This is a genomic window from Rhodococcus sp. BE178 (assembly GCF_050433545.1).
In the GTDB taxonomy this organism is placed as follows: domain Bacteria; phylum Actinomycetota; class Actinomycetes; order Mycobacteriales; family Mycobacteriaceae; genus Prescottella.
This window is the reverse complement of sequence record NZ_JBNPXA010000024.1, coordinates 1-23,821: the sequence shown is the minus strand read 5'-3', so window position 1 is coordinate 23,821 and position 23,821 is coordinate 1. Positions and strand designations below refer to the sequence as shown.

Below are 23,821 nucleotides of genomic sequence, written 5' to 3'. Positions count from 1 at the left end.
CGAGATGAAGGTTGGTTCCAGCCGGTTACGCACGCGGACCGCCCGGTCCGCCACGGCACTGCTCCTCGCCGGAGGACTGTTCCTCTCCGGCAACACGATCGCCTCGGCACTGGATCTGGGCCAGCTGCCGATTCCCGAGGGCGCCCTCGGATCGCTCGGGACGGCGTCGTCCGACGTCCACCTGGCTCCGACGCCGCGCCTGGCATCGGTTCCCAACTTCCGGGATGTCGCCGGAAACGAGGGTGGCGGCTACGAGGCCCTCGCCGGTCGCCACCTCAAGCGTGGCGTGCTCTACCGCGCCAACGCACTCTCGTCCGCCAGCGAAGAAGATCTCGCGACCCTGTCGTCGCTGAACGTCACGCACATCTACGACCTCCGCGGTCAGTCCGAGATCTCCAATCCGATGGTCGGCGGCCCCGACAAGATTCCGGCGGGTGCCGATTACACGCACATCCCCGTCGAGTTCGGGGACCTGATCACGCTCGCGCAGACGATCCAGTCGCCCGAGCAGGGCCGGCAGTTCATGGAGGACGCCAACCGCAGCTTCGTCACCGATCCTGCGCGGCGCGAGGGCTTCAAGCAGTTGCTGACGCAGATCGCCGAGAGTGACGGCCCGGTGCTCTTCCACTGCAGTGCCGGCAAGGACCGCACCGGCTGGATCGCCGCGCTCCTCCTGAGCATCTCGGGGGTTCCCGAGCAGGCCATCTTCGACGACTACCTGCTCAGCAACGAGTACCTGGCCGAGTCGAACACGGCGACACTCGCCCAGATCCGGGGCGCCCTCGGCGACCAGGCCGCGCTCAACCTCGAACCCGTCCTGGCCGTCGATCGGAGCTACCTCGAAGCCGGATTCGAGCAGATGCGCGCCGACTACGGCGGCCCGGTCTCCTATCTCGCCGATGGGCTCGGTCTCGAGCAGATGACCATCGCAAAGCTTGCGCGCAAGCTCGTCTTCTGACGACTGCCCGCAATACACCCGGACGGTCCTGTCCCCGACCAGGACCGTCCGGGTTCTTTCGTTTCCCACTTGCCACCGACTCACGCCTCCGTTATTAATTAAGTGACTACTCAATTTATTAATTTCGACCCGGGAGCAAGCTTGCGAACCGTCGACGAGGCCGCACGGCGGGCCAAACGGACCGAACTGCTCGACGCCGCGGCCCGGTGCTTCGCCGAGCGCGGCTATCACGCCACCCGCACCGCCGACATCTGCGCGCTCGCGGGCATGAGCTCCGGAAACCTCTTCCACTACTTTCCGACCAAGCAGGCGGTGTTGCTGGCGCTGATCGAGCGCGACGGCACCGAGACCGCGTCGGCGGTTGCGGAACTCGGCGCTTCGGACGACCCGTTCGGTGCGCTGCTGCTCTTGCTCGATGACGTCTGCCGTCTCGCCGCGGATTCCACGTACTCCGGTTTGGCGCTGGAAATCTCGGCGCTCGCCCACCGAGACGACGATGTGGCGGTGCTGTTCAAGGCCAACGACCTGAGTTTCCGGAAGGCGCTCGAGGATCTGTTGGAACGTGCCGACGACGCGGGACAACTCGACACCGACCTCACAGCCGAGGATGCGTCGACCTGGATCGCAGCGCTCGTCGACGGCATGTTCGCCCGCGTCGCGGCCGATCCCGACTTCCAGCCGGAGACACAGTCCGCGGTGCTTCGGCGCATCGTCGCACAACTCCTCCGAGGGGCGGCCTCGTGACCGGCACGACGTCGCGGGCCCCGGAGCGTGCCCGACGTCTGCAGAACGTCGACGCGCTGCGCGGGTTCGCCCTGCTCGGCATCCTGGCCGTGAACGTCTGGGCCTTCGCCGACCCGTACTACGCATCGACGGAGACGAACCCCGGCTTCGACAGCGGGCTCGATCACGCCGTGCGGTTCGTGGTGTCGCTGCTGTTCGAGACCAAGTTCTACCTGCTGTTCTCCTTCTTGTTCGGGTACAGCTTCACCCTGCAGATGGCCGCCGCCGAGCGTGCGGGGCGTGGGTTCGTGCCGCGGATGCTGCGGCGGCAGACGGGACTACTGGCCATCGGACTCCTCCACGGCGCGTTCCTCTACTACGGCGAGATCCTCTCGACCTACGCCGTGCTGGGGCTCGTGCTGCTGGCGTGCCGGAACATATCCCCGTCGACCGCACTCCGGCTCGGCGCGGCGCTGATCGTCGGGTCGTCCGCGGTCTGGATGCTCCTCGGCCTCGCGCAACTGGCTGCGGGCGAGATCACCGGTTCGGCCGCGGGTGACGCGGCCGGGAAGCTCGCGGCGTTCCAGGGCGACGCGGCCGCGACGCTCGGGTTCCATTCGGGGCATCTCACGGACACCCTCGGCGCACTCGCTGTGCTGCAGGCGCCGAGCGCGATGGCGATGTTCTTCTTCGGCTTCGCGGCCGGTCGCGTACGGATGTTCGCGAGCCCGGAGCGATACCGCTTCGCCGCCGATCGGGTCCTGCGCTTCGGACTCCCCTTCGGACTGATCGGTGCCGGAGCGTACGCACTCGCGGCCGCCTACGCACCGGGCGGTGGGCTCGAGACGGTGGCGTTCGGATTCGGGCAGCTGACGGCGCCGGCACTCACCGCCGCGTACGTGGTGGCCGCGATCCTGCTGTTCCGGACGTCTTTCGGTGGGCGCGTCGAGACGGCATTGGCCCCGATGGGCAGGATGGCGCTCACCAACTACCTGCTGCAGTCGCTCACACTGGGTGTGCTGTTCACCGGCTACGGCTTCGGCTTGGTCGATCGGCTTCCGCCGGCGGCGGTGATCGCCGTCGTGCCGATCGTGTTCGCCGCCCAGATGATCGTCAGCCGACTGTGGCTGCGTGCGCACCCGTACGGCCCGGCGGAGTGGGCGCTGCGGGCCGCGACACTCGCGGCCGTCCCGCCGTGGCGCTCTCCTCGAACGACCCCGTCACCGAATGATCGGCGGTAGCGTCGAAGCCACGAAGAGCAGTTCCCGCGTCATCGATCGGCAGTATCCGCGACGACCCCAGGAGCATCCCGTGGCCTCTCGACTCAATCCCTACATCAGCTTCGCCGGCAACGCGCGCGAGGCGATGGAGTTCTACAAGAGCGTGTTCGGCGGCACGCTGAACATGAGCACCTTCGGCGAGTTCGGCGCGCCGGGTGACAACGACAAGATCATGCACGCCATGCTCGAGACCGGCAGTGGCTTCACGATCATGGGAGCCGACACCCCGCCCGGCATGGAGTACAAGGCCGGCACTGACATGGCGGTGAGCCTCAGCGGCGACGACGCCGACGAACTGCGCGGCTACTGGGACGCGCTGTCGGGGTCCGGGACGGTCCAGGTTCCCCTCGAGAAGCAGATGTGGGGCGACGTGTTCGGCGCCTGCGCGGACCGCTTCGGCGTCTCCTGGATGGTCAACATCACGGAACCGTAGGGCTGACCTGCATCAAAAGTCCAGGTGAGTTGCCATCGCCTCCTTTCATGACCAGACTCGCCTTTGCCGAAGACGACTCCGTGATCATCAGGAAGGCACCATGGACAGCAGTTCACCGAAGACGACGGTCGTTGTACCCACATACAACGAACGCGACAACCTCCCGAAGATCGTCGAGCGGTTGGCGGCGTTGGAGGTCCCGAACCTGCACCTGCTGGTCGTCGACGACAACTCCCCCGACGGCACCGGCGAGGTCGCCGAGAAGCTCGCGATCGACTCGCCGTTCCCCATCGGGGTGCTGCACCGCACCGAGAAGGACGGCCTGGGCCGCGCCTACGTCGCCGGCATGACCCGGGCGCTCGCCGAGGGCGCCGACATCGTCGTCCAGATGGACGCCGACCTGTCGCACCCGGCAGAGGTCATACCCACGATGATCCGCACCCTGACCACCACCGATGCGGCCGTCGTGCTCGGTTCGCGATACGTGGCGGGGGGTGCGGTCGCGAGCGACTGGCCGTGGCACCGCAAGGCGCTGTCGGCGTGGGCCAACTTCTACGTGAACGCGATCCTGCGACTGGGCGTGAAGGACGCGACCGCCGGGTTCAAGGCGTGGCACGCCCGCACCCTCGAAGCGATCGACGTCGCGGGAGTCCAGAGCAACGGTTACGCCTTCCAGGTGGAGATGAACTACCGGACCACCAGCCGCGGCATGAAGATCGCCGAGGTGCCGATCCGTTTCGAGGAGCGCATCGAGGGCGTGTCGAAGATGAGCCTGGCCGTGCAGCTCGAGTCGGCACTGGTGCCGTGGAAGCTGCGGTTCGGCAAGCGCTGAAAACTCACGGGCCTTCCCGGCCCGGATCTGCCACCATCGCAGGTATGACGCTCGACTCCGCGATCACCGTCCGCACGGCCACCGACCAGGACTGGCCGGCCCTCGAACTGCTGGACGCGGTGGCGTTCGGCTACCACCCGACCGATCCGGACCGCACCCTCACCCGCGCGCTGACGCGGACCGAGGACGTCGTCGTCGCGACCGACAACGGCACCCCGATCGGGTTGGCGATGGATCTGCCGCTGGAGTTCACCGTGCCGGGCGGCGCCCAGGTGCCGGCGCGCGGCGTCACGTGGGTGTCGGTGGCGCCGACGCACCGTCGGCGCGGTGTCCTGCGGGCGCTGTTCGAGCACCTGCACCGCAACATCGCGGCCACCGGGACCCCGCTCGCCGCGCTCACCGCCAGCGAGGCCGGGATCTACGGCCGCTTCGGCTACGGACCGGCCACGGTGGCCGCCGACGTCACGATCGACAGGCGGTTCGCCGCGTTCCGTGCCGACGCCCCCGACCCGGGCGGTGTGACGCTGACGGACACGCAGACGGCCGCCGAACGCCTGCCCGACATCTACGAGCGCTGGCGGCGGATCACGCCCGGTGCGCAGAACCGGCCGCAGGCCCAGTGGGACTACACCTTCGGCGACCCCGAGGTGTACCGCGACGGCGGATCGGCGCTGTTCTACCTGACCCACCCGGACGGCTACGCGATGTTCCGTCGGCGCGGCAGCGACGACGACATGGTGGCAGCCGTGGAGGAGCTGGTCGCGGTCACCGCGGACGCGCACGCGGCACTGTGGCGCGCGCTGTGCGGGCTGGACCTGATGAAGCGCATCGAGGTCACCCAGCACCCCGACGACGCGCTGCGACTGATGCTCACCGACTACCGCCTGCCCCGCACCACCCGCCTCGCGGACGACCTGTGGCTGCGCATCATGGACGTTCCGGCCGCGCTCGAGGCCCGCTCGTACCAGGTGGACCTCGACACGGTGCTCGACGTCCGCGATCCCTATCTGGACTGCGGCGGCGTGTTCGCACTGACCGTCCGGTACGGCCGGGCCCGGTGCCGCCGCACCGACGCGGCGCCGCGCATCTCGATGGACCTGGACGCGCTCGGCAGCCTGTACCTGGGCGCGCACCGGGCGCGGGGACTCGCGGCGGCGCACCGCATCACCGCCGCTTCCGAGCGCGATCTGGCACTGCTGGACCTGGCATTCGGGGCCGATCGCGCGGCCGTCCTCGGCTGGGGATTCTGAGTCTGCCGCGACCACCACGGCTCACCCGTTACGGGTGAATCTCTCCGCGTCGGCGCTCGTTCGGCTCGCATGATGCCGACCGGTCGTCAGTCTGGTCGGGAACCTCTCACAGCTGGCCCCACATATCGTCGACACGAAGGGGATTCACATGAGTCTGTTCCGAAACTCCATGGCAGCAGCCGGATTCGCCGGCGCAGTGTGTCTCGCGTTCACACCCACCCCCGTGGGCGCGGACGGAACGTCCCCGATCCTCCTCGAGATCACCGAACCCGACGGCGATCTGCGCACCCTCGATGAGCGGGGCGATCTGGGACAGGTGGGTTTCGAGGGCGAAATGACGGGTGTCGAAGAGGTGGAGCGTCGCGTCGGGCACATCGTGGTGAAGCACACGAGCCCTTGAATCGATCACAACCGACTCCTCGAATTGTGATTGATACACAGACACGTTCAGGTCCAGCGACCGCGCCCTGGCGCGTCAACGGGGGTCGACGCCGGTGGTCCGTCCCGCGCCGAGGGGCCGACGCAACCAGCACGACGATCCGGCCGCGAGCGAGCGGCCGGATCGTCGTTGTGATGTTCGGGATTCGTGTCGGGTCAGCGCCCGATGAGCGCCCGCCGCTCGATCTCGGCGAAGTCCGTGCCGGCGGCGTCGGGCTTCGACCGTCCCACCAGCGAGCCCACGTAGGCGAGCAGGAACCCGGCCGGCACCGACACCAGCGCCGGGATGGTGAGCGGGAAGATCGGGTCGACCCCGTGGATCAGCCCGGTCGGTCCGAGGATGTTCGGGCTGATCGCAACCAGGCCGAGGCTGACGATCAACCCGCCGACGAGCGCCCACGTGGCGCCCACCCGGTTGAAGCCCTTCCAGTAGATGCTCAGCAGCAGCACCGGCAGGCTGGTGCTGGCCGCGACCGCGAACGCGACGTTCGCGAGGAAGCCGAGGTTGAAGCCCTTGGCGCCGAGCGCGAGGAACATCGCGACGATCGCGATGCCGAGCAGCGACATGCGTGCGACCTTCAATTGCTTTTCGGCCGAGGCCTTCCCGTTCTTGATGACGTGCGTGTAGAGATCGTGCGCGAAGGCACCGGAGGTCGCGATCGCGACGCCGGCGAGCACCGCGAGAATCGTCGCGAGCGTGATGCCGATGATGACCGCCTCGAGCACCGGTCCGCCCAGCTCGCGGGCCAACTGCACCACCGCGAGATTGCCCTGCGGGTGCGCCTTCACGATCTCCTCGGAGCCCAGCGCACGCAGCGCGCCGTACCCGATGAACGGCAGGACGACGTAGAACGCGCTGAAGATCCACAGCGCCACCACTCCGGACTTGCGGGCGGCCTTCGCGTCCTTGACCGTGAGGAAGCGGACCATCACGTGCGGCAGACCCATGACGCCCAGGGCGAGCGCGAGCTGCTGCGAGATGATGTCGAAGGTCTTGGTGGTGCTCTGCTCGTGCGACGAGACCATGGCATCCGGGAGCGCGTCGACCACGTGCAGCGGACTGGGGCCGTACCGCATCAGCACCAGGAACAGGATCAGCGCGGTGCCGCCGAGCAGCAGGCCGGTCTTGAGGACCTGCACCCACGTGGTGGCCAGCATCCCGCCGAACATCGTGTACACCACCATGAGCAGGCCCAGCACCACCACCGCGACCCAGAACTTGATGCCGAGCAGGGCCTGCACCAGCAGGCCGGCGCCGACGAACTGGATCACCATGTACATCGCCGAGATGACGATGGTGGTGACGGCCAGGCACGCGCGCAGCCCACGCCCGGAGAATCGGGCGGCGACGGCGTCGGCGAGCGTGAAGCGGCCCAGGTTGCGCAGCGGCTCGGCGATGATCAGCAGCACCAGCAGGTACGCCAACGGCACGGCCGTCGCGAGGTAGAAGCCGTTGAAGCCCGCCAGCCCGATCAGGCCGGTGATGCCGAGGAACGACGCCGCGGAGACGTAGTCACCGGAGATGGCGAGACCGTTACCGATCGGCCCCACCTGCCCCTCGGCCACGTAGTGGGAGTCGGTGGAGGTGTTGCGCTTGGCGGCCAGATACGTGATCGCGAGCGTGACACCGATGATCGCGACGACGATAGCGATGCTCAAACCCATTGTCACTCACCATCCTTCGTGTCATCGAGTGATGCGAGGTGAGTGTCGATGATCGCGTCCATCCGACGCGCCCAGCGGACGTAGATCTGCGCGACGACGAGGATGCCCGCGAAGATGGCGAAGCCCACCCAGTACGCGACGCCGAGGCCGCCCCAGCGGCCGGACAGGACGGTGGTCGACGTCGTGAGGGCGATGTAGCCCATGAACACGGTCAGCAGGACGGCCGCCGACCCGAGGGAAACGCGGCGACGACGGCGCGCGACATCGAGGATCGCGTCGAGTGCGGGATCGACAGGAGGGGAGTCTGGGGGCGCGGCATCGGCCGGGGACAGACCAATCGACATGGGTCACCTCGAGGGTATGAACGGAGTATGTGATCAATCCTTTGATCACTGAGTGTCGGCATACCGTAAGTGAGGGTGCTCACAAGACGCAAGGACCCGGCGCGAAATCGCCGGAAGTCGACCGATCGGTCCGGTCAATCCCGGGTGTGGATCTCCACCGATGACGCCGTCGCCAGCTTCTCGAGCAGGCCGATCAGGACCATCCGCTCCGGCTTCGTCAGCGCGTCCGCCCAGACCCGCTCGCGCCGGTTGTGGTCGGCGTACGTCGTGGTGATCGCGTCGAGGCCGGCGTCGGTCAGGCTCAACTCGACCGCGCGTCGATCGACCTCGGAACGCCGGCGAATGACGTACCCGTCCCGCTCGAGGGTGTTGACCAGCGCCGACACCGCAGCCCGACTCATACCCGACAGCTTCGCGACCTGCTTGGCCTCGCTCGGACCGGCGAGCCAGAGCACGAACAGCACCCGGAACCCCGGCCAACTCCAGCCGCCCGGCCGGTGGACGGTGGATTCGAGGTCGTAGACCAGTGCGCTGGCCACCCGGGTCAGCTCGAGGACCAGCTTCATCGAGATCGGATCGACCGTCGGCATCGCCCGCGTCGTCTTGCGCACGGCGAAATCCACGAAGGACAGGAAGTCCAGATCGTCCACATTCTCAGGGGTCGCGCGGCCGTCGCCGCCCTCGCGTTCCGCGTCGGTCATGCCGCCAGGGTAGAGCCCGCACCTGCCGTTTCCCCGAAACTTTGGTCAAAGGCTTGCATATCGCGTGTGACACCGCTTACCTTGTCCAGATATTCAGTCAAAGCTTTTACTATTCGAGGTGACCCCATGTCCGCACTGTCCTTCGCCTCCTCTGCCGACCTCGGCGAGAAGGAGCAGACCCTCGAAGTGCTCGCCGACGGCGTGTACGCACTCACCGCGGAGGGCGACCCCAACCTCGGCGCGATCGAGGGCGAGGACTTCGTCGTGTGCTTCGAAGCCCTCGCGACGCCCGTCGCCGCACAGGATTGGCTCGCCAAGCTGCGCCAGCACACCGACAAGCCCGTCCGGTACCTGGTGCTCTCCCACTACCACGCCGTCCGCGTCCTGGGCGCATCCGCGTTCGACGCCGAGATCATCGTCGCGCACGAGAACACCCACAAGCTGATTGCCGAACGCGGCCAGGAGGATTGGGCGTCGGAGTTCGGCCGCATGCCGCGCCTGGCCAAGGGCGCCGAGTCGGTGCCCGGCCTCACCTGGCCCACCATGACGTTCTCGGACCGGCTCACCATCGATCTCGGTGGCGACCGTGGTGAACTGGTTCTCCAGTACCTCGGCCGCGGCCACACCGAGGGCGACATCGTGGCATGGCTGCCGAAGCAGAAGATCCTCTTCGCCGGTGACCTCGTGGAGGCCCAGGCCGCGCTCTACACCGGCGACGCCTTCCACCGCGATTGGGCCACCGGCACTCTCGACGGGATCAAGGCCCTCGGCGCCGAGGCGCTGATCGGCGGCCGCGGCGCCGTCAGCCGCGGCCGGGACGAGGTCGACGCCGCGATCGAGCAGACTCGCCACTTCCTCGACGTCATGCTCGCCGAGGTCGGCGCCGTGCAGCAGCGCGGCGGCACTCTCAAGGAGGCGTTCGAGGCCACCCACGCCGCCCTGTTCGAGCAGTACGGGCACTGGCCGATCTTCGAGCACTGCCTGCCGTTCGACGTCTCGCGCGTGTGGGACGAACTGTCGGGCATCGAACGCCCCGTCATCTGGACCGCGGACCGCGACCGCGAGGTCTGGGCCCAGCTGCAGGGCTGAGCCGGATACAGCGGTAACAGGAGGATCTTTCGATGGGCGTCAACCACATTCACACCGGCACCGTGGCCGTGATCGGCAACGGACCGGTGGGCCAGACCACGGCACTGCTGCTGGCCCGCTGGGGCGTGCGCGTCGTCCTGCTCGACGGCCGCGCCGAGCGGGACCCGATCGGCTCCAAGGCGATCTGCCAGCAGCGCGACGTGCTCGAGGTGTGGGCCGCGATCGGCGTCGGCGAGCAGATCGCCGCGGAGGGCGTCACGTGGGACACCGCGCGCACCTTCCACCGCGGACACGAACTGTTCTCGCAGCAGTTCGTGGACCATGGGCAGTCGCCGTTCCCGCCTTTCGTCAACGTCTCGCAGGCCCGCACCGAGGAACTCCTCGACGCGGCCATCGCGCGGCAACCGCTCATCGACGTGCGGTGGGGGCACCCAGTCGAGCAGATCGAGCAGGACGGATCCGAGGTCCGGCTCGGGTGCGCCACCGAGTCCGGCCCGGTGACGGTGGCGGCCGACTACGCGGTGCTCGCCACCGGATCCCGCAGCAGCGAACTGCGCCGGCAACTCGGCGTCGGGTTCCCCGGCCGGTCGTTCGATGACAAGTTCCTCATCTGCGACATCCAGGCCGACATCCCGGGCTGGGCCAACGAGCGGCGCTTCTACTTCGATCCGGAGTGGAATCCGGGTCGGCAGGTGCTGATCCACCCGTGCCCCGACTCCACCTTCCGCATCGACTGGCAGGTTCCCGGCGACTACGACCTCGACGCCGAGGCCGAGAGTGGCGCGCTGAACGACCGGATCCGACAGATCATCGGCGACACCCCGTACCGGATCGTGTGGAAGTCGGTGTACCGCTTCCACGCCCGCCTCGCCGACCGCATGCAGGTGGGCCGGGTGCTGCTGGCGGGCGACTGCGCCCACATCGTGTCGCCGTTCGGCGCGCGGGGACTCAATTCGGGTGTCGGCGATGCCGAGAACGCGGCGTGGAAGCTCGCGTTCGTGCTGCGCGGCTGGGCCGATCCGGCACTGCTCGAGACGTACGACCTGGAACGCCGCGCCGCGGCGGCCGAGAACCTCGCGGTCACGTCGGCGACGATGGACTTCCTGGTGCCGCAGACCGACGAACAGCACGCCCGCCGCCTGTCGGTGCTCGAGGCCGCGGTCGCCGATCCACAGGCCCGGGCCGAGGTGGACTCCGGTCGACTGGCGGAGCCGTTCTGGTACGTCGACTCCCCGTTGACCACTCCGGATCCCCAGCGCCCCTTCGCCGGACGCCCGGCCCGCGGCGTCGCACCGGACCCGGTGCCCGGCGTCCTGGTACCCGACGTCCCGGTGACCGTGCGCGGCCAGAGTTGCGCACGCCTGCGGGAGATCGCCCGACACGGTGTCCTGCTGCTGCACGGAGCCGACGTCGATCCGACGGCGGTCCGGGAGGCCGCCCTCACCGCCACCCACTCCCCGATCCGGATCCACGCCCTGAGGGACATCGACACCACCGGGCTGCTCACGGCGGCGACGAAAGCCGGTGCGAACGACGTGTGGATCGTGCGCCCGGACGCACACATCGCGGCCGTCGTCGACGGCAGTGACCGCCCGGCCCTGGCGGCCGCCCTGCGCCGGGCGGTGGGCGCCGAGGTGACCGCCGGCGAGCGACAGGTCGGCTGACTCACCGCCGGACGCGGTGGGCCTCGGCCAGCGCGCAGTCCCGCAGGACCCGCACCAGCGGAGTCACGCGGGAAGCGACGTAGACGAGGCTCACCGCGGTCGGTGCGGCGTCGGCGATGTCGACGAACCGTACGTTGTGGTGGTGCACGCGGCGTCGGGCGGCGATCGGCACCGCCCCCACCCCTCGATCGGCGGCGACCAGTTCCAGCCACTCGTCGAAGTTGGTGCAGGTCACGATCTCTCGATGCGGGTCGGGTTCCGTCCAGGACTCGGCGCGGGTCGTCCCGGTCAGGGTGTTGACCACCAGTGGGTGCGTTCCCAACTCGGCCCACGTGACCGTGTCCCGCTCCGCGAGGGGTGAGCGGGCGCTGACGGCGGCAACGCGTGGCTCCGAGAACAGGTGGTGGACGGCCAGCAGCCCGCCGGCGACGTCCCCGCGCATCACCGCAGCATCGACGACGCCGTCACGTAGCGCGGCGAGCGGATCGTCGCACCGCTGCAACAACACTCGCGCGCCGGAGCGTTCCTCGCAGGCGACGATCGTGTCGTGTGCCCACGGGTCCGGAAGCAGCCAGCTGAATCCGAGTCGCACCGTCCGATTGGCCTGCGCGGACGCGATCGCGGCATCCAGGTCGCCCAGGACGTGGCGAGTACGTTCCGCGAACGCCCGCCCGTCCTCGGTCGGCGCCATCGACCGCGACGTCCGCTCCAGCAATCGGGTTCCGAGCGTCGCTTCCAGTTGCTGGATCGTTCGGGTCAACGCGGGTTGGGTGATGTTCAGCCGTTCGGCGGCGGCCGTGAAGGTGCCGGCATCGATCACCGCGATCAGTGCCCGCAGATGCCGCAGCTCGACATTCATAACCAACGAGCATAGATACCGTCGAAACGGCATTTCCGTACGCCCGGCGGCCGCGCATAACGTCGTGACGACGAAGGGGGACCACGTGAACCTGCCGACCCGGACCGACACGGGGGCTCCGCCCCGGCACGCCCGCGCGACGGTGGTGCGCGCCGCCGCCGGACTCGCCGCGGCGATGGGTGTCGGCCGATTCGTGTACACCCCGCTGCTCCCGCTCATGCAGGAGCAGACCGGGCTCGCGCCGTCCGATACCGCGCTGGTCGCGACCGCCAACTACCTCGGGTACTTCCTGGGCGCGATCGCGCTGGCCGCCCATCCGTCCGGCGCGCGCTCGCGGGCCCTCTTCCGCTCGTCGATCCTCGCCCTGATCGCGAGCGAACTCGCGATGATCATCGGCACGGACGTCCGCCTGTGGCTGGCGGCGCGCGTCGTGGCCGGCATCGCCAGCGCCGCCGTCTTCGTGTACTGCGCCACGGCGGTGGTCGGCCATCCGTCGGCGGGCGTGACGTTCACCGGCGTCGGGGTCGGCATCGCGACGTCGGGCATCCTCGTGATGGTTCTCGGACCGGTCGTGTCGTGGAACGTGCTCTGGGCCGCCGCTGCCGCGATGACGGCCGGCTACGCCGCGATCGCCTGGAGCCTGCCACCCGGATCTCCTCCCCCACTGGCCCACAACCGATCTCGGATGCGCGCGTCACCTTCGACGCGCTGGTGGACACTCGGCGCCTGTTACTTCCTCGAGGGCCTGGGCTACATCATCCTCGGTACGTTCCTGGTCGCGGCGGTCTCCGCCGGGGGTGCGCAGTGGACGGGCCCGGCGGCATGGGTGATGGTCGGGCTCGCCGCGATCCCGTCTCCACTGTTGTGGGCGAAGGCGCTGCGCCGCTGGTCCGCGGAGTCGCTGCTCGCGCTGGCACTTGTGCTGCAGGCCTTCTCCGCACTGCTTCCCGCACTGGTCGCCGGTCCGGTGGCCGCCCTGATCGCCGCGATCCTGTTCGGCGGGACCTTCATGGGCATCACCCTGCTCGCCATGGATTCGGCGCTCGGACTGGGCATTCCACGCGCCGCGGCGGCGTTGACGGCGGTGTACGGGCTCGGGCAGATTCTCGGACCGCTCGCGGTGACCCCGATGCTGGGTGACGGATTCCGGGCGGCGTTCGTCTGTGCCGCCGCCGTTCTCGTCGTGGCCGCGCTACTGGCGGGTGCGACCCGACGCCGGTAGCAGCAGATCCACCACCCGCTCCGCGGTGTCGGCGTCGACGAGGCCGCCGGTGACCACCTGACGGTAGAACACCGCGCCGGCAAGCGCGTCCATGAACAGGTCGACGTCGAGATCGGCCGGCAGGTCGCCGCGCGCCACTCCCCTCTCGATCACCGCGGCACAGTTGGCGCGGCGTTCGGCCAGGAATGCGGTGCGGAAGGCGTCGAGCCCCTCGGGCGTCGACGCCAGATCGCTGACGAGTGCCGGCATCGCGGTACCGAGGGGCGATCCGGCGTAGTTGCGCACGGTCCCGGTCAGCCACGCCACGAGATCGGAGCGGGTGTTGCCGGTGTCGGGCACCGGCCCGGTGTCCATCAGCGTCGCGAGGGCGTCGGCGACCAGTTCCGGTTTGCCGGACCACCACCGATACAGCGTGGTCTTGTGCACCCCGCTCGCCTCCGCGATGCGCTCGACCGTCAACTGCGCGTACGACGTCGTCGTGAGTTCGTCGACGACGGTCTGCAGCACGAGGTGACGCTTGCGGGGGCCGCTCCGGCCCGCAGCGGGAGTGGTTACCGGCACTCCCACACCCTGTCACGAGGTAGAGTGCAACGCAACGTCGCGTTGTATTCAGGATTGGAAGCTATGAGGATCACCGCGTTCATGGGATCGGCCACCGGCCACGACCCGGCCCACCTCCGGACGGCGAGCGCCTTCGGGACCGACCTGGCCGCGGCCGGGATCGGCCTCGTCTACGGCGGCGGCCGGGTCGGGCTGATGGGCGCCGTGGCCGACGCGGTCGTCGCCGGCGGCGGGGAGGCCATCGGCGTGATTCCACGGCATCTCGCGGACAAGGAGATCGCTCATCCCCGGTTGACGTCCCTCGAGGTCGTCGAGTCGATGCACGCGCGCAAACAGCGCATGGCCGCGCTCGCGGATGCGTTCGTGGTCCTGCCGGGCGGCGCCGGGACGCTCGACGAGTTCTTCGAGATCTGGACGTGGCAGCAACTCGGGCTGCACACCAAGCCGGTGTTCCTGCTCGACACCGGAGGCTTCTGGCAGCCGCTCGTCGCACTGATCGATCATCTCGTCGACACCGGATTCGTCGGCGCACACCAGCGGGATGCGCTGCAGATCGCCGGTGATCTCGACGCGGTGCGCGCCGCGATGACGGGGTGGGCTCCGCCGGTGCCGAAGTGGACTACAACCAGCGGCCCGACCGACACGGACCTCGAGCCCGCATGACCGCCGAACGCCCCAAGGTCGGGGTCGGCATCGTCGTGGAGCGCGCCGACGGGCGAATCCTCTTGGGCCGCAGAGTCAAACCCACCGAACCTGAGACGTGGTGCCTGCCGGGCGGCCACCTCGAACCGGGCGAGACGGTCGAGGCGGCGGCTCGCCGCGAGTGTCTCGAGGAATCCGGCCTCTCCGATACGACGAACGCCGCGGGGTTCGTGGCCGTCGTGGACACCGGCTCGGCTGGTGGCGGTGTCGTGTTCGGCGTGCACGCGCGCAGCGGCGGAGTGCCGACCGGACCCGGTGAGCCGCACATCTTTCCGGAATGGGTCTGGGTCGACCCGACGGACCTGCCCCGCCCGCTCTTTCCCGCGAGCGACGCGCTGCTGCGCGCGTGGACCGGGGCGGAGCCCGATCCGGCGTGGCAGGTCCTTCGCGTCACAGCCGGGTGACGTCGAGGCTTCCGTCGTGGAAGTCGGCGCGCAACCGCTTCTTGTCGAACTTGCCGACACTGGTCTTGGGCACCTCCTGGATCACCGCCCAGTTCTCGGGCAGCTGCCACTTGGCGACCTTGTCCGCCAGGAAGTCCCGCAGCTGATCCAGCGTGGCCTCGCTGCCCTCACGGAGCACCACCGCCACCAGCGGACGCTCGTCCCACTTCTCGTCCGGCACACCGATCACCGCCGCCTCGGCCACGGCCGGGTGACCCATGACGGCGTTCTCGAGATCCACCGAGGAGATCCACTCGCCGCCGGACTTGATGATGTCCTTCGTCCGGTCCGACAGCGTCAGATACCCGTCCGCCGTGATGGAACCGACGTCCCCGGTGCGCAGCCAGCCGTCCCGGAACTTGTCGGGAGCGTCGACGCCGTAGTACGACGACGTGATCCACGGACCCCGGACCTCGAGCTCACCGATGCTGCGGCCGTCGTGCGGCACCCGGTTGCCGTCGTCGTCGATCAGGCGGGCCTCCACGGACGCCGGGAACCGGCCCTGCGTGTAGCGGTACTTCCAACGCTGATCGCCGGTGGCCTCGGCCGGCGGGCGGCCCACGGAGCCCACCGGGGAGGTCTCGGTCATGCCCCACGCGTGCAGCACCGACACCTGGTGTTCGTCCTCGAAGGCGTGCATCAGCGCCGGCGGCACCGCGGCGCCGCCGATCAGCACCTCCCGCATCGACGAGATGTCCTGCGGATGCTGCTCGAGGTACAGGTGCAGGCCCTGCCAGATCGTCGGCACCGCGGCGGCGAACGTCGGCTTCTCCGACGCGATCAGCTCGGCCAGTGGCGCGGGCTGCAGGAAGCGGTCGGGCATGATCAGCGATGCGCCGATCATGAATGCCGCGTACGGCAGACCCCACGACATCGCGTGGAACTGCGGCACCACCGCCAGGGCACGGTCACCCTGCTTCAGGTTGGGACCGTCGCTCATGCACACCTGCATCGAATGCAGGTAGATCGACCGGTGCGAGTACACGACGCCCTTCGGGTCGCCGGTGGTACCCGACGTGTAACACATTGCCGCAGCGGACCGTTCGTCGAGCTCCGGCCAGTCGTACTCGGTCGGCAGGCCCGCGATCAGACCCTCGTAGGTGTGCACCTGCATCCCCTCAGGTGCCTCCAATCCGACCGTCGAATCACCGGTGACGACGATGTGTTCCACCGTCTTCAGCTGCGACAACTGCGGCGCGAGCAGCGGGATCAACGTCGCGTCGACGATGATCACCCGATCTTCGGCGTGGTTGGCGACGTGCACCAACTGCTCCGGGAACAGACGGATGTTCAGGGTGTGCAGCACCGCGCCCATCGACGGGACCGCGAGGTACGCCTCGAGATGCTCGGCGTTGTTCCACATGAACGTCGCGACCCGGTCGTCGCCCTCGACTCCCAGTCCGCGCAGCGCGTGCGCCAGCGCGGCACACCGCCGCCCCACCTCGGCATATGTGCGACGGCGCGGCCCGGCCTCCGTCCAGGTGATCACCTCGGCGTCCGCATGGACGGTGCTCCCGTACCGCAGCAACTGCGCAATGGACAGAGGCAGATCGTTCATCGTGCTCAGCATGGACGGCTCCTGGATCGATGCGTGCCGGTGTGGCGAGGTCATTGTGCGCCGAAACTACGCCACGAGGGAGACCTGGGTCACCCTCCCCCCACCTCGGCGTTTCGAACCAATCGGTCACTTGACCAACGGCCGACCTGCATCAACCGATGGGTCGGGACCCGAGTCGATAGGCGCGCCGCGCGTTGTCCCGGGCGATCATCCGGGCGATCCGCTCCGCATCCTCGGCCTTCCAATGCTCCTGCGCCACCGCATCCTCGAGCACATTCCCCAACGCCCGACGGAACAGCACCGCGCTCACATGGAACAACTCGGGCAGGCCGCAACCGTCGGTGGAGAACAGCACCGACCCGAACGGTGCCAGCTCGAGCAGCTCGGCGAGGATCCTCGTCGCACCGCGGGCTCCGACGTTCTGCACCGCGAGGCCGACGTCGACGAAGACGTGGTCGAACACCTGCGCGAGGTAACCGGCGTGCCGGTGGAACGGGTAGTTGTGCAGCAGCATGATCGGCACGCCGCGGTCCGCGGTGGCGCGCAGCAGCGGCATGAGCAGCAGCGGGTCGGCGCGGGCGAGGTCGGTGTCGGCGTCGCCGTACCCGACATGGAACTGGATCGGCAGCCCGGCGTCGACCGCCGTCCAGATGAGGAACCGGGCGAGCGTCCCGTCGACCAGTCGCGCCGGCGCGCCGCCGTCGATGTCCGCCGCCCACCGCACCGCGGCCGTGAAGACCGCCGCGTCGGAGGGGTGTTCGGGCGGCAGATCGAGCCCCACCCGATAGGCGGCGATCGTCTTGAACGCGACGGCGGACCCCGCAGCACTGCGAACCTGTTCGCGGAACCGGTCCGCGAAGTCGGGCGGGCCGTGCTCGACGATCACGCGCTCGGCCAGTGATTCCAGGCGCACCACCTCGTGCGCGGTCCCGCCGGTGTACGCGGCCAACTCGTGGGGCGTCGTCAGGCTCTCGGGCCGAAACCCGGTGTCGACGAGGTACTCGGCGATCCCGGCCGCGCGCAGCAGCCGCCGGGCCACCTCGTCGGCACCGAGTTCGGCACGACGCTCGAGGTAGTCGTCGGGTGCGACGTGCGACTCCAGGCCCAGCGCGGGCGCGCACAGCCGCCGCACCGCGAACCCGACCTGGGTGTCGAAGAGGCTGCCGTGCCACGGACCGGGCGCGGCCGCCTCGCACAGCAACGCCTCGAAGGCGGGACGGTCGAGTGGTTCGCGCACGATCCCGTGGCAGTGATGGTCGACGAGGGCAATCCTGTCGACCAGCTCCGCAATCGGGTTCTCGCCGGGCGGTCCCGGCGTATCGTCTGGGAACGGCGCCATCTACGCCATTGTGCCGCTGATCAGGCCCGGCGCGAGGGAGATGCGATGGATCGGCACGAACGTGACCGACGGGCTCTCGAGGCCGCGCGGCTGACTCGGCGGCTCACCGCGCGCGGCGTCGTCGGCGTCGCCCTGACCTGGGTCGACAACAGCGGCGTCAACCGGATGAAGGCGGTGCCCGTCGAGCGGTTCGAACGGGCCGCGACATGGGGTGTGGGGGCCTCCCCCGTGTTCGACGCGTTCACCCCGGACGACACCATCGTCGCCGGACGCTTCGCCGGCGGCCCGGTGGGCGATCTGCGCCTGCTGCCCGACCTGGACCGGGTCACGGTGCTGACCGCGCTGCCGGGATGGGCGTGGGCACCCGTCGACCGGTACACGCAGGACGGCGACCTGCATCCCCAGGACTCACGCGGCCTGCTTCGCCGCGCCGTCGCCCAGCTCGTCGAGGACGATCTGACGGCCAGAGCCGCATTCGAGATCGAATGGGTGATCGGGCAGGACGAGAACGATTTCGTGCCCGCCACCCGCGGGCCCGCGTACGGGTTCGCCCGGCTCGTGGAGCGGTCCGGGTATCTCGCCGACGTGCTGTCCGCGCTGCGCGAGCAGGACGTGCGGGTGGAGCAGATCCATCCCGAGTACGCGCCGGGACAGTTCGAGGTGTCGGTGGCCGCCGAGGATCCGCTCGGCGCCGCGGACACCTTCGTACTGGTGCGCGAGACCATCCGCGCGGTAACCACACGGCACGGCCTGCGGGCGTCCTTCTCCCCCAAGGTCGAGGCCGCGGGCGTCGGCAACGGCGGACACGTGCACCTGTCGCTGTGGCGGGAGGGGATCAACCTGCACAGCGGAGGCGACGGGCCGTGCGGGATCACCGACACCGCAGAGTCGTTCGCGGCGGGAATCCTGGAACGGTTGCCGGCGCTGCTGGCCGTCGGGGCGCCGTCCGTCGCGAGCTATCTGCGGCTGGTGCCGGGTGCGTGGGCGGCGCCGTTCCAGGTGTGCGGGTACGAGAACCGTGAGGCTGCAGTGCGTTTGATCACCGGCAGCACCGGCGACGAGGACCGCGCGGCGAATCTCGAGGTGAAGGTCCTCGACCAGTCCGCCAACCCGTACCTGTGCATGGCCGGCCTGCTCTTCGCCGGGATGTGGGGCGTCCGCGCGGGCCTGCGCCTGCCCGCACTCGTGGACGTCGACCCGGCATCGCTGTCCGAGGAGGAACGAGAGGCACGCGGAATCCGTCGTCTCCCAGCATCGCTCGCCGAATCCACCGATGCGTTCGAGGCCGACGCGCTGCTGACCCACGCATTCGGCACCGAACTCGCCGGCACCATCGTCGACGTGCACCGCGCCGAAATCGAGCAGTTCAGCGGCGCGACGGACGAGGACATCGCCGCGGCGCTCCGGTGGGCGTTCTGACAGACGCCCACCGCGGCCTGGTCTTGACCCTGACGTAGCGTCATAGTTGATGCTGGTCTCATGCGCATCAGCGACATCGCACAGGCGGCAGGAACCACACCGCGCACGGTCCGGCACTACCACCGACTCGGCCTGCTCGACGAGCCCCGGAGGCTGGCGAACGGGTATCGCGAGTACGATCTCGCGGACCTCGTCCGGCTCATGCGGGTGCGGTGGCTCGCGAGTGCGGGGGTGCCATTGGGCTCGGTGTCGTCGATCGTGTCCGCCACCACCGACGAAGCGGCGGCCGACGACCTCGAGTTGGACCTGACCGCGTTGATCGACTCCATCGAGGCGGAACGCCAGGTATTGGCAACCAAAAGCAGCCGTTTGCAGGAAATGCTCGCCGCCCATCGGGCCGGACGACCGGTCTCCCCGCTTCCGCCGGGCCTGGCGCTGATCTTCGCCGATCTGATCGGTACCGAGTCCGATCCCGCCGTGCGGGCCGAGTTCGAACGGGAGCGCGACGCGTTCGAGTTGGTGGCGATCTCCGGGGCGGCCCCCCAAGCGTTCTTCGACTCCGCCGCGCGTCAACTCGCCGACGAGCGCGCGAGGGACCGGATCGTGAACCTGTACCGGCGGTTCGCCGCCCTGAGGGGCCACGATCCGGCCCAGTGCACGAGCGAGATCGAATCACTCGTCGAGGCAACGGAAACCACGATTCGGCCGGTGCTGGCGGAGGCGGGCATCCTCGAACAGTGGAAATCCGCTGTCCCGTCCCTGGACGGATCCACGGTGTCCGTCACGGACCTCGTCCCCGATCAGGCCCAGGGCGCCGTTTTCACCCTCCTGTTGCAGCGACTCGGCATCGTGCCCGAGGTCTCGCCGTGATCCGGTCGCTGTGGTTGTGGTGCCGCGGACGAGTCGACGGAGCCGGCGACGGCGTCTCCACATTCGGGTACACCGCTGGCACGCTGGGCATCCCGGTGGCGTTTCTCGTCGCCACCGGCGTCGAGGCCACGGCCGTGCACCTGCTCGTGCCGTGGCAGTGGCTGCGGGTGGCGCTCCTCGTACTCACCGTCGCGTCTGTCGCCGCTGCGGCGGGCTGGCTCGCGACCCGCGCCGTCCATCCGCACCTGGTGACCGCCCAGAAGCTCATCCTGCGGTCAGGCCGGGCGACGATCCTGTCCGTCGATCGGGGTCGGATCGCCCGGGCCCTCCCCAGCCGGCGGTTCCAGCACACCTCCCCCGGCATCCACCACGGCCGGCTCTATCTGCCGGGTCCGGACGGAACCGTCGTCGACATCGACTTCGACGTGCCGGTCCCCGTCGACAAGCTCACGGCCACCACGCAACTCGAGTCGTCCCTGGTCACCGGGGTGAGCCTGTACGTCGACGCGCCGAGGGATCTGTGCGCCCGACTGAGCATGAGGTGCTGACGAAAACCTTCTCGTCACAAGGAGTTCAGAGCGACCACTCGTCCGCCAGCTCGACGACGATCTTCTTGTCGTTGCCGGGGTCGGCCGGGTCGTACCAGAGTCGGGTCTGTTGGCCGTCGACAACGGGGGTGGCGGCATGGACGACCATCCGCCGCTGCACCCATCGTTGGGTGTTCCCGCTGTCGGTGAACGAGAACGTCACGGCGGTGAAGATCCGGTCACTCTCCCGAAAGACGCTGTATCCCTTGTCGCTGACGATCGCCGTGGTGACCGTGCCGGTGCGTTTGGTCTGGTGGTCGCCGGCGCGTCGGGCCCGCCGTCCGCGCGCTGCGTTCAGTCCACCGATCAGACAGATCGCCGCTATCACGAGGCAGCCGTATCCGATGCCGGTCACGATCGGGCTGTCACCGATCTGCCGCCCGGCGGTGATCACGCCGATGCCGGCACCGGTCCACCAGGCGGCGATACCGTAGAGCAGTCCGAGATGGCGGGCCTCGAGGGCGATCGACGCCCAGAGGATGAACCCGGCGATCGCCAGCGGCAGACCGGCGAGGGCCCCGACGAACGCGAGCGCAGGCGGATCGAAGGACTCCGGCTCCATGCCACCGCCGAACATCCTCGGCCAGCCGTACCCCATGCCCGCGCCCCCGGCGAACAGCAGCATCAGGGCAAGCGAGACCCGCCCCACACCCGGTGGACGGTTCAGTCGCGCGCGTCTGGCGGCAATCGGATCGATCGTGCTCATCGAAACTCCCCCTCACGCCACTGGATGGCGTGCTCCTACAGCGAGCATAAGCGGTCGACTCTGCCCGGCGTGATCAGGAATCGAGTCGACCGAAACCGACAACGGCGGAATCGGATTCCCAATCGAGGTCGTGGACCCGGATCTTGCCGAGTTCGTTGCCACCGACGGTGGTGGCGTTGTCGCCGTCGACAGCGACGACGAAGTTGGTGTGCTGACCGATACGGAACTCGTTGTTGTACAACACCACGTCACCGGTCTTGGGACGGTAGCCGTTGCCCATCGGCTCGAACCGCCCCTCGGCCTCGTAGTACTCCTGGAGCGTGTAGACGCCCGGGATCCGCCACGACCCGGAGTTCGGATTCGACAGCGGCTCCCCCGCCTCGCGCATGATCCAGCTGACGAAGTTGGCGCACCACGGCTCCTTCGCGCCGTCGGAATAGAAGGTGCCGGGCCGCTGCTCGCGGTGCTCGGCCTCGAGGAGGTCGACCACCTTGGCCTGTGTGGGAGTCAGCGTCGCGGTGTCGACGTCCGGGAAGGCCGCGGTGTCCCACGGCAGGTACCGATCGGGCGCCCACCACAGCACCGCGCCCGCAGCCAGCACCAGCACCGCGATCACGGATGCGATCCACATGGCGAGGCGACGACGACGGGCGACGGGCTGTGCGCTCATGCCCTCGAATGTAGCCGGAAACGACACGGTGCTCGGGTGGCGGCACCCGAACGGTCAGCGGAACTCGATGATCAGCTGGGGCGGATCCTCGACGGTCACAATTTCGAACTGCGCAGGCTCGGCGCGAAGACCGATGAAGGACTGGGTGGTTCCGTTCACGTCTCGTGTGTCGGGCAGCAGGAAGAGTTGGGTTACGCGCGACCGGTCCGACCCCACCAAGGGAGTCGCGGTGTCGTAGAGACGACGCGCGGGCAGCGCGGTACCCATGATGTCGACCTGCATGATCGCCCGTCCCGTGACCGGCAGGGTCGGACCGCCGCCGTAGGGGACCGCCTCGGCGACATATCCCGCCTTCCAGAAGGGAACACCGGAACCGTCGAACAGATAGACAACCCTCTCGATGCCGGTGTCGGCGTCGATCTCGATCCGCACGTCGTCCACTGCCGCAGTGGGACCACCACCGTCGGGCGACGGGACGTCGGTGGCGGGCACGGCGGGCACGGGGGGCTCGAGCGTCGCCGGGGGTAGAGGAGTCGCGCCGAACTGGATCCTGCCGGTGCGGTCGGCGGGAGTGGACGTAGCTGGCGGTGCGGGCAGCGAATCCGATTGTGGCGATCCCGAATCGGCGCCACAGCCCGCCAACATGATCGCACCTGCCACTGCTCCGATGGTCGCAGACTTCACCCTCGACACGAATTCCCCCTCGCCTGACTACCCCGCCCGCGTCGACTCTACGTCGCAGGACACGATCGTCTGAGACACTTCGAGGCATGGATCAGCCCGGATACGACGTCATGGCGAATCTCTACGCCGAGACGTTTCCATCTCCGTACCTGACGCCACTCGAGCGTCAGGTCATCGCAGCGTTCGCGGATCTCGTGCATGACAGTCCAGGCGAGGGCGCGGTGTTGGATGTCGGGTGCGGTCCCGGCGATGTCGCCGCCGACCTCGCGAGCAAGGGACTCGACGTGCTCGGCATCGATCCGAGCGTCGCGATGCTCGGGATCGCCCGACGCAGCTATCCCCACCTCCGATTCGTCCACGGTGACGCGCACCTGGCCGGCGACGAGCTCGCCGGCGTAACGGTCCGAGCCATTCTGGCGAGGTTCAGCCTCATCCATGTCCCACCCGCGGAAGTTACTGCAGTACTGCATCACTGGTCTGCACTGGTGGCCCCAGGCGTACTCGTCGCGGTTGCCGGTCAGACCACCGATGCCGTGGGCGAGGTGATCGAGTTCGACCATGCCGTGGCGCCGGCCTGGCTCTGGCATCCGGACCGCCTCGCCGCTGCGCTTGCCGACGCCGGCTTCGACGAGGTGTGGCGGACGATCAGCAGGCCGGATGCGAACCATCGATTCCCCGAGGTGCACCTGGTCGCGCGACGACGCTGAGGCTCGAGTCTCGGCGACCAATCCATTGACTCGAACATCAGTGGCGCTCCTCGGGTTTGCGTGGGCGCCTTTCCCCTGTTCAGGGCGGGTTGTGTTGTTGGACGCATTGATCGGCGT

26 protein-coding genes are annotated in these 23,821 nt (G+C 68.9%); 16 read left to right on the top strand and 10 right to left on the bottom strand.

All coding sequences use genetic code 11. From position 1 onward, the window contains the following. Positions 1-4: 4 nt before the first annotated feature. The 7 genes from J2X34_RS27250 (at position 5) to J2X34_RS27220 (ending at position 5,876) form a co-directional block, all read left to right on the top strand. Positions 5-958 carry a tyrosine-protein phosphatase gene (locus tag J2X34_RS27250; RefSeq protein ID WP_114723941.1) on the top strand — a complete coding sequence of 318 codons (954 nt, stop codon included), beginning with the start codon at positions 5-7 and terminating at the stop codon, positions 956-958. A gap of 141 nt (positions 959-1,099) precedes the next feature. Next, the gene (locus J2X34_RS27245) at positions 1,100-1,702 is read left to right on the top strand and encodes a TetR/AcrR family transcriptional regulator (protein ID WP_429520260.1); all 603 of its coding nucleotides are present in this window, start codon (positions 1,100-1,102) and stop codon (positions 1,700-1,702) included. Beyond that, the gene (locus J2X34_RS27240; RefSeq protein WP_429520259.1) at positions 1,699-2,922 is read left to right on the top strand and encodes a DUF418 domain-containing protein; all 1,224 of its coding nucleotides are present in this window, start codon (positions 1,699-1,701) and stop codon (positions 2,920-2,922) included. The genes J2X34_RS27245 and J2X34_RS27240 overlap by 4 nt, the downstream gene beginning before the upstream one ends. Positions 2,923-2,992: 70 nt before the next feature. Continuing rightward, positions 2,993-3,394, top strand: a complete 402-nt coding sequence (locus J2X34_RS27235) for a VOC family protein (protein WP_429520258.1) — start codon at positions 2,993-2,995, stop codon at positions 3,392-3,394. 100 nt (positions 3,395-3,494) lie between these two features. Continuing rightward, a complete protein-coding gene (locus J2X34_RS27230; protein WP_114723944.1) occupies positions 3,495-4,226 on the top strand; it encodes a polyprenol monophosphomannose synthase in 732 nt (243 codons plus the stop codon). Between the two features lie 44 nt (positions 4,227-4,270). Further along, positions 4,271-5,476: an enhanced intracellular survival protein Eis gene (locus J2X34_RS27225; protein ID WP_429520257.1), complete on the top strand. Its 1,206-nt coding sequence runs from the start codon at positions 4,271-4,273 to the stop codon at positions 5,474-5,476. A 148-nt stretch (positions 5,477-5,624) separates the two neighbouring features. After that, positions 5,625-5,876, top strand: coding sequence for a hypothetical protein (locus J2X34_RS27220; RefSeq protein WP_181818930.1), 252 nt, complete (start codon positions 5,625-5,627; stop codon positions 5,874-5,876). 194 nt (positions 5,877-6,070) lie between these two features. Here the strand turns inward: J2X34_RS27220 and J2X34_RS27215 are convergent, their stop codons facing one another. From J2X34_RS27215 to J2X34_RS27205, 3 genes are all read right to left on the bottom strand, one after another. After that, the gene (locus J2X34_RS27215) at positions 6,071-7,579 is read right to left on the bottom strand and encodes a solute symporter family protein (RefSeq protein WP_114723946.1); all 1,509 of its coding nucleotides are present in this window, start codon (positions 7,577-7,579) and stop codon (positions 6,071-6,073) included. 2 nt (positions 7,580-7,581) lie between these two features. Continuing rightward, the gene (locus tag J2X34_RS27210; RefSeq protein WP_114723947.1) at positions 7,582-7,923 is read right to left on the bottom strand and encodes a DUF485 domain-containing protein; all 342 of its coding nucleotides are present in this window, start codon (positions 7,921-7,923) and stop codon (positions 7,582-7,584) included. A 134-nt stretch (positions 7,924-8,057) separates the two neighbouring features. After that, positions 8,058-8,624 (bottom strand): MarR family winged helix-turn-helix transcriptional regulator, encoded by a 567-nt coding sequence (locus tag J2X34_RS27205; RefSeq protein WP_429520256.1) that lies wholly within the window; start codon positions 8,622-8,624, stop codon positions 8,058-8,060. Between the two features lie 126 nt (positions 8,625-8,750). On the opposite strand from J2X34_RS27205, the gene J2X34_RS27200 reads away from it, so the two are divergent. Both J2X34_RS27200 and J2X34_RS27195 read left to right on the top strand, forming a co-directional pair. Beyond that, positions 8,751-9,713 carry an MBL fold metallo-hydrolase gene (locus J2X34_RS27200; RefSeq protein ID WP_114723949.1) on the top strand — a complete coding sequence of 321 codons (963 nt, stop codon included), beginning with the start codon at positions 8,751-8,753 and terminating at the stop codon, positions 9,711-9,713. Between the two features lie 32 nt (positions 9,714-9,745). Continuing rightward, entirely contained in the window at positions 9,746-11,377 is a 1,632-nt protein-coding gene (locus tag J2X34_RS27195; RefSeq protein ID WP_429520255.1) for an FAD-dependent monooxygenase, read from the top strand. A 1-nt stretch (position 11,378) separates the two neighbouring features. Here the strand turns inward: J2X34_RS27195 and J2X34_RS27190 are convergent, their stop codons facing one another. Further along, on the bottom strand, positions 11,379-12,236 hold the full coding sequence (locus tag J2X34_RS27190) for a LysR family transcriptional regulator (RefSeq protein WP_429520254.1): 858 nt from the start codon (positions 12,234-12,236) through the stop codon (positions 11,379-11,381). A 64-nt stretch (positions 12,237-12,300) separates the two neighbouring features. Between J2X34_RS27190 and J2X34_RS27185 the strand changes: the two genes are divergently transcribed. Beyond that, positions 12,301-13,458 (top strand): YbfB/YjiJ family MFS transporter, encoded by a 1,158-nt coding sequence (locus tag J2X34_RS27185; RefSeq protein WP_429520253.1) that lies wholly within the window; start codon positions 12,301-12,303, stop codon positions 13,456-13,458. Here the strand turns inward: J2X34_RS27185 and J2X34_RS27180 are convergent. Continuing rightward, entirely contained in the window at positions 13,429-14,019 is a 591-nt protein-coding gene (locus J2X34_RS27180; protein ID WP_114723952.1) for a TetR/AcrR family transcriptional regulator, read from the bottom strand. The genes J2X34_RS27185 and J2X34_RS27180 overlap by 30 nt on opposite strands. A 63-nt stretch (positions 14,020-14,082) precedes the next feature. On the opposite strand from J2X34_RS27180, the gene J2X34_RS27175 reads away from it, so the two are divergent. Continuing rightward, positions 14,083-14,682: a TIGR00730 family Rossman fold protein gene (locus J2X34_RS27175; RefSeq protein ID WP_174913931.1), complete on the top strand. Its 600-nt coding sequence runs from the start codon at positions 14,083-14,085 to the stop codon at positions 14,680-14,682. Next, positions 14,679-15,125, top strand: a complete 447-nt coding sequence (locus J2X34_RS27170) for a nucleotide triphosphate diphosphatase NUDT15 (protein ID WP_429520252.1) — start codon at positions 14,679-14,681, stop codon at positions 15,123-15,125. The genes J2X34_RS27175 and J2X34_RS27170 overlap by 4 nt, the downstream gene beginning before the upstream one ends. Here J2X34_RS27170 and J2X34_RS27165 read toward each other — a convergent pair. Next, positions 15,112-16,734, bottom strand: coding sequence for a long-chain fatty acid--CoA ligase (locus J2X34_RS27165; protein WP_114723955.1), 1,623 nt, complete (start codon positions 16,732-16,734; stop codon positions 15,112-15,114). The genes J2X34_RS27170 and J2X34_RS27165 overlap by 14 nt on opposite strands. 139 nt (positions 16,735-16,873) lie before the next feature. Further along, positions 16,874-18,061 carry an amidohydrolase family protein gene (locus tag J2X34_RS27160; RefSeq protein WP_429520251.1) on the bottom strand — a complete coding sequence of 396 codons (1,188 nt, stop codon included), beginning with the start codon at positions 18,059-18,061 and terminating at the stop codon, positions 16,874-16,876. A 45-nt stretch (positions 18,062-18,106) separates the two neighbouring features. Between J2X34_RS27160 and J2X34_RS27155 the strand changes: the two genes are divergently transcribed. The 3 genes from J2X34_RS27155 to J2X34_RS27145 are packed head-to-tail and all read left to right on the top strand — an operon-like array spanning position 18,107 to position 20,898. Further along, positions 18,107-19,480: a glutamine synthetase family protein gene (locus tag J2X34_RS27155; RefSeq protein WP_114723957.1), complete on the top strand. Its 1,374-nt coding sequence runs from the start codon at positions 18,107-18,109 to the stop codon at positions 19,478-19,480. A gap of 60 nt (positions 19,481-19,540) precedes the next feature. Further along, complete coding sequence (locus J2X34_RS27150; protein ID WP_114723958.1) at positions 19,541-20,350, top strand: MerR family transcriptional regulator; 810 nt, start codon at positions 19,541-19,543, stop codon at positions 20,348-20,350. Then, positions 20,347-20,898 carry a hypothetical protein gene (locus J2X34_RS27145; RefSeq protein ID WP_258558134.1) on the top strand — a complete coding sequence of 184 codons (552 nt, stop codon included), beginning with the start codon at positions 20,347-20,349 and terminating at the stop codon, positions 20,896-20,898. The genes J2X34_RS27150 and J2X34_RS27145 overlap by 4 nt, the downstream gene beginning before the upstream one ends. A gap of 25 nt (positions 20,899-20,923) precedes the next feature. On the opposite strand, the gene J2X34_RS27140 is transcribed toward J2X34_RS27145, so the two are convergent. The 3 genes from J2X34_RS27140 to J2X34_RS27130 form a co-directional block, all read right to left on the bottom strand. Continuing rightward, on the bottom strand, positions 20,924-21,643 hold the full coding sequence (locus J2X34_RS27140; RefSeq protein WP_147283584.1) for a DUF3592 domain-containing protein: 720 nt from the start codon (positions 21,641-21,643) through the stop codon (positions 20,924-20,926). 73 nt (positions 21,644-21,716) lie between these two features. Next, entirely contained in the window at positions 21,717-22,313 is a 597-nt protein-coding gene (locus tag J2X34_RS27135) for a CHAP domain-containing protein (protein WP_114723960.1), read from the bottom strand. A gap of 54 nt (positions 22,314-22,367) precedes the next feature. After that, positions 22,368-22,973 carry an AMIN-like domain-containing (lipo)protein gene (locus J2X34_RS27130; protein ID WP_429520250.1) on the bottom strand — a complete coding sequence of 202 codons (606 nt, stop codon included), beginning with the start codon at positions 22,971-22,973 and terminating at the stop codon, positions 22,368-22,370. A 110-nt stretch (positions 22,974-23,083) separates the two neighbouring features. On the opposite strand from J2X34_RS27130, the gene J2X34_RS27125 reads away from it, so the two are divergent. Then, entirely contained in the window at positions 23,084-23,704 is a 621-nt protein-coding gene (locus J2X34_RS27125) for a class I SAM-dependent methyltransferase (RefSeq protein WP_114723962.1), read from the top strand. Positions 23,705-23,821: the final 117 nt, after the last annotated feature.

Excerpts from the sequence above, each read along its gene's own strand:
- J2X34_RS27155 (WP_114723957.1), top strand. The coding sequence starts at position 18,107 with ATGGATCGGCACGAACGTGACCGACGGGCTCTCGAGGCCGCGCGGCTG.
- J2X34_RS27250 (WP_114723941.1), top strand. The coding sequence starts at position 5 with ATGAAGGTTGGTTCCAGCCGGTTACGCACGCGGACCGCCCGGTCCGCC.
- J2X34_RS27195 (WP_429520255.1), top strand. The coding sequence starts at position 9,746 with ATGGGCGTCAACCACATTCACACCGGCACCGTGGCCGTGATCGGCAAC.
- J2X34_RS27165 (WP_114723955.1), bottom strand. The coding sequence starts at position 16,734 with ATGCTGAGCACGATGAACGATCTGCCTCTGTCCATTGCGCAGTTGCTG.
- J2X34_RS27190 (WP_429520254.1), bottom strand. The coding sequence starts at position 12,236 with ATGAATGTCGAGCTGCGGCATCTGCGGGCACTGATCGCGGTGATCGAT.
- J2X34_RS27150 (WP_114723958.1), top strand. The coding sequence starts at position 19,541 with ATGCGCATCAGCGACATCGCACAGGCGGCAGGAACCACACCGCGCACG.
- J2X34_RS27200 (WP_114723949.1), top strand. The coding sequence starts at position 8,751 with ATGTCCGCACTGTCCTTCGCCTCCTCTGCCGACCTCGGCGAGAAGGAG.
- J2X34_RS27125 (WP_114723962.1), top strand. The coding sequence starts at position 23,084 with ATGGATCAGCCCGGATACGACGTCATGGCGAATCTCTACGCCGAGACG.
- J2X34_RS27160 (WP_429520251.1), bottom strand. The coding sequence starts at position 18,061 with ATGGCGCCGTTCCCAGACGATACGCCGGGACCGCCCGGCGAGAACCCG.
- J2X34_RS27135 (WP_114723960.1), bottom strand. The coding sequence starts at position 22,313 with ATGAGCGCACAGCCCGTCGCCCGTCGTCGTCGCCTCGCCATGTGGATC.
- J2X34_RS27230 (WP_114723944.1), top strand. The coding sequence starts at position 3,495 with ATGGACAGCAGTTCACCGAAGACGACGGTCGTTGTACCCACATACAAC.
- J2X34_RS27170 (WP_429520252.1), top strand. The coding sequence starts at position 14,679 with ATGACCGCCGAACGCCCCAAGGTCGGGGTCGGCATCGTCGTGGAGCGC.
- J2X34_RS27220 (WP_181818930.1), top strand. The coding sequence starts at position 5,625 with ATGAGTCTGTTCCGAAACTCCATGGCAGCAGCCGGATTCGCCGGCGCA.
- J2X34_RS27215 (WP_114723946.1), bottom strand. The coding sequence starts at position 7,579 with ATGGGTTTGAGCATCGCTATCGTCGTCGCGATCATCGGTGTCACGCTC.
- J2X34_RS27175 (WP_174913931.1), top strand. The coding sequence starts at position 14,083 with ATGAGGATCACCGCGTTCATGGGATCGGCCACCGGCCACGACCCGGCC.
- J2X34_RS27140 (WP_147283584.1), bottom strand. The coding sequence starts at position 21,643 with ATGAGCACGATCGATCCGATTGCCGCCAGACGCGCGCGACTGAACCGT.
- J2X34_RS27225 (WP_429520257.1), top strand. The coding sequence starts at position 4,271 with ATGACGCTCGACTCCGCGATCACCGTCCGCACGGCCACCGACCAGGAC.
- J2X34_RS27210 (WP_114723947.1), bottom strand. The coding sequence starts at position 7,923 with ATGTCGATTGGTCTGTCCCCGGCCGATGCCGCGCCCCCAGACTCCCCT.
- J2X34_RS27205 (WP_429520256.1), bottom strand. The coding sequence starts at position 8,624 with ATGACCGACGCGGAACGCGAGGGCGGCGACGGCCGCGCGACCCCTGAG.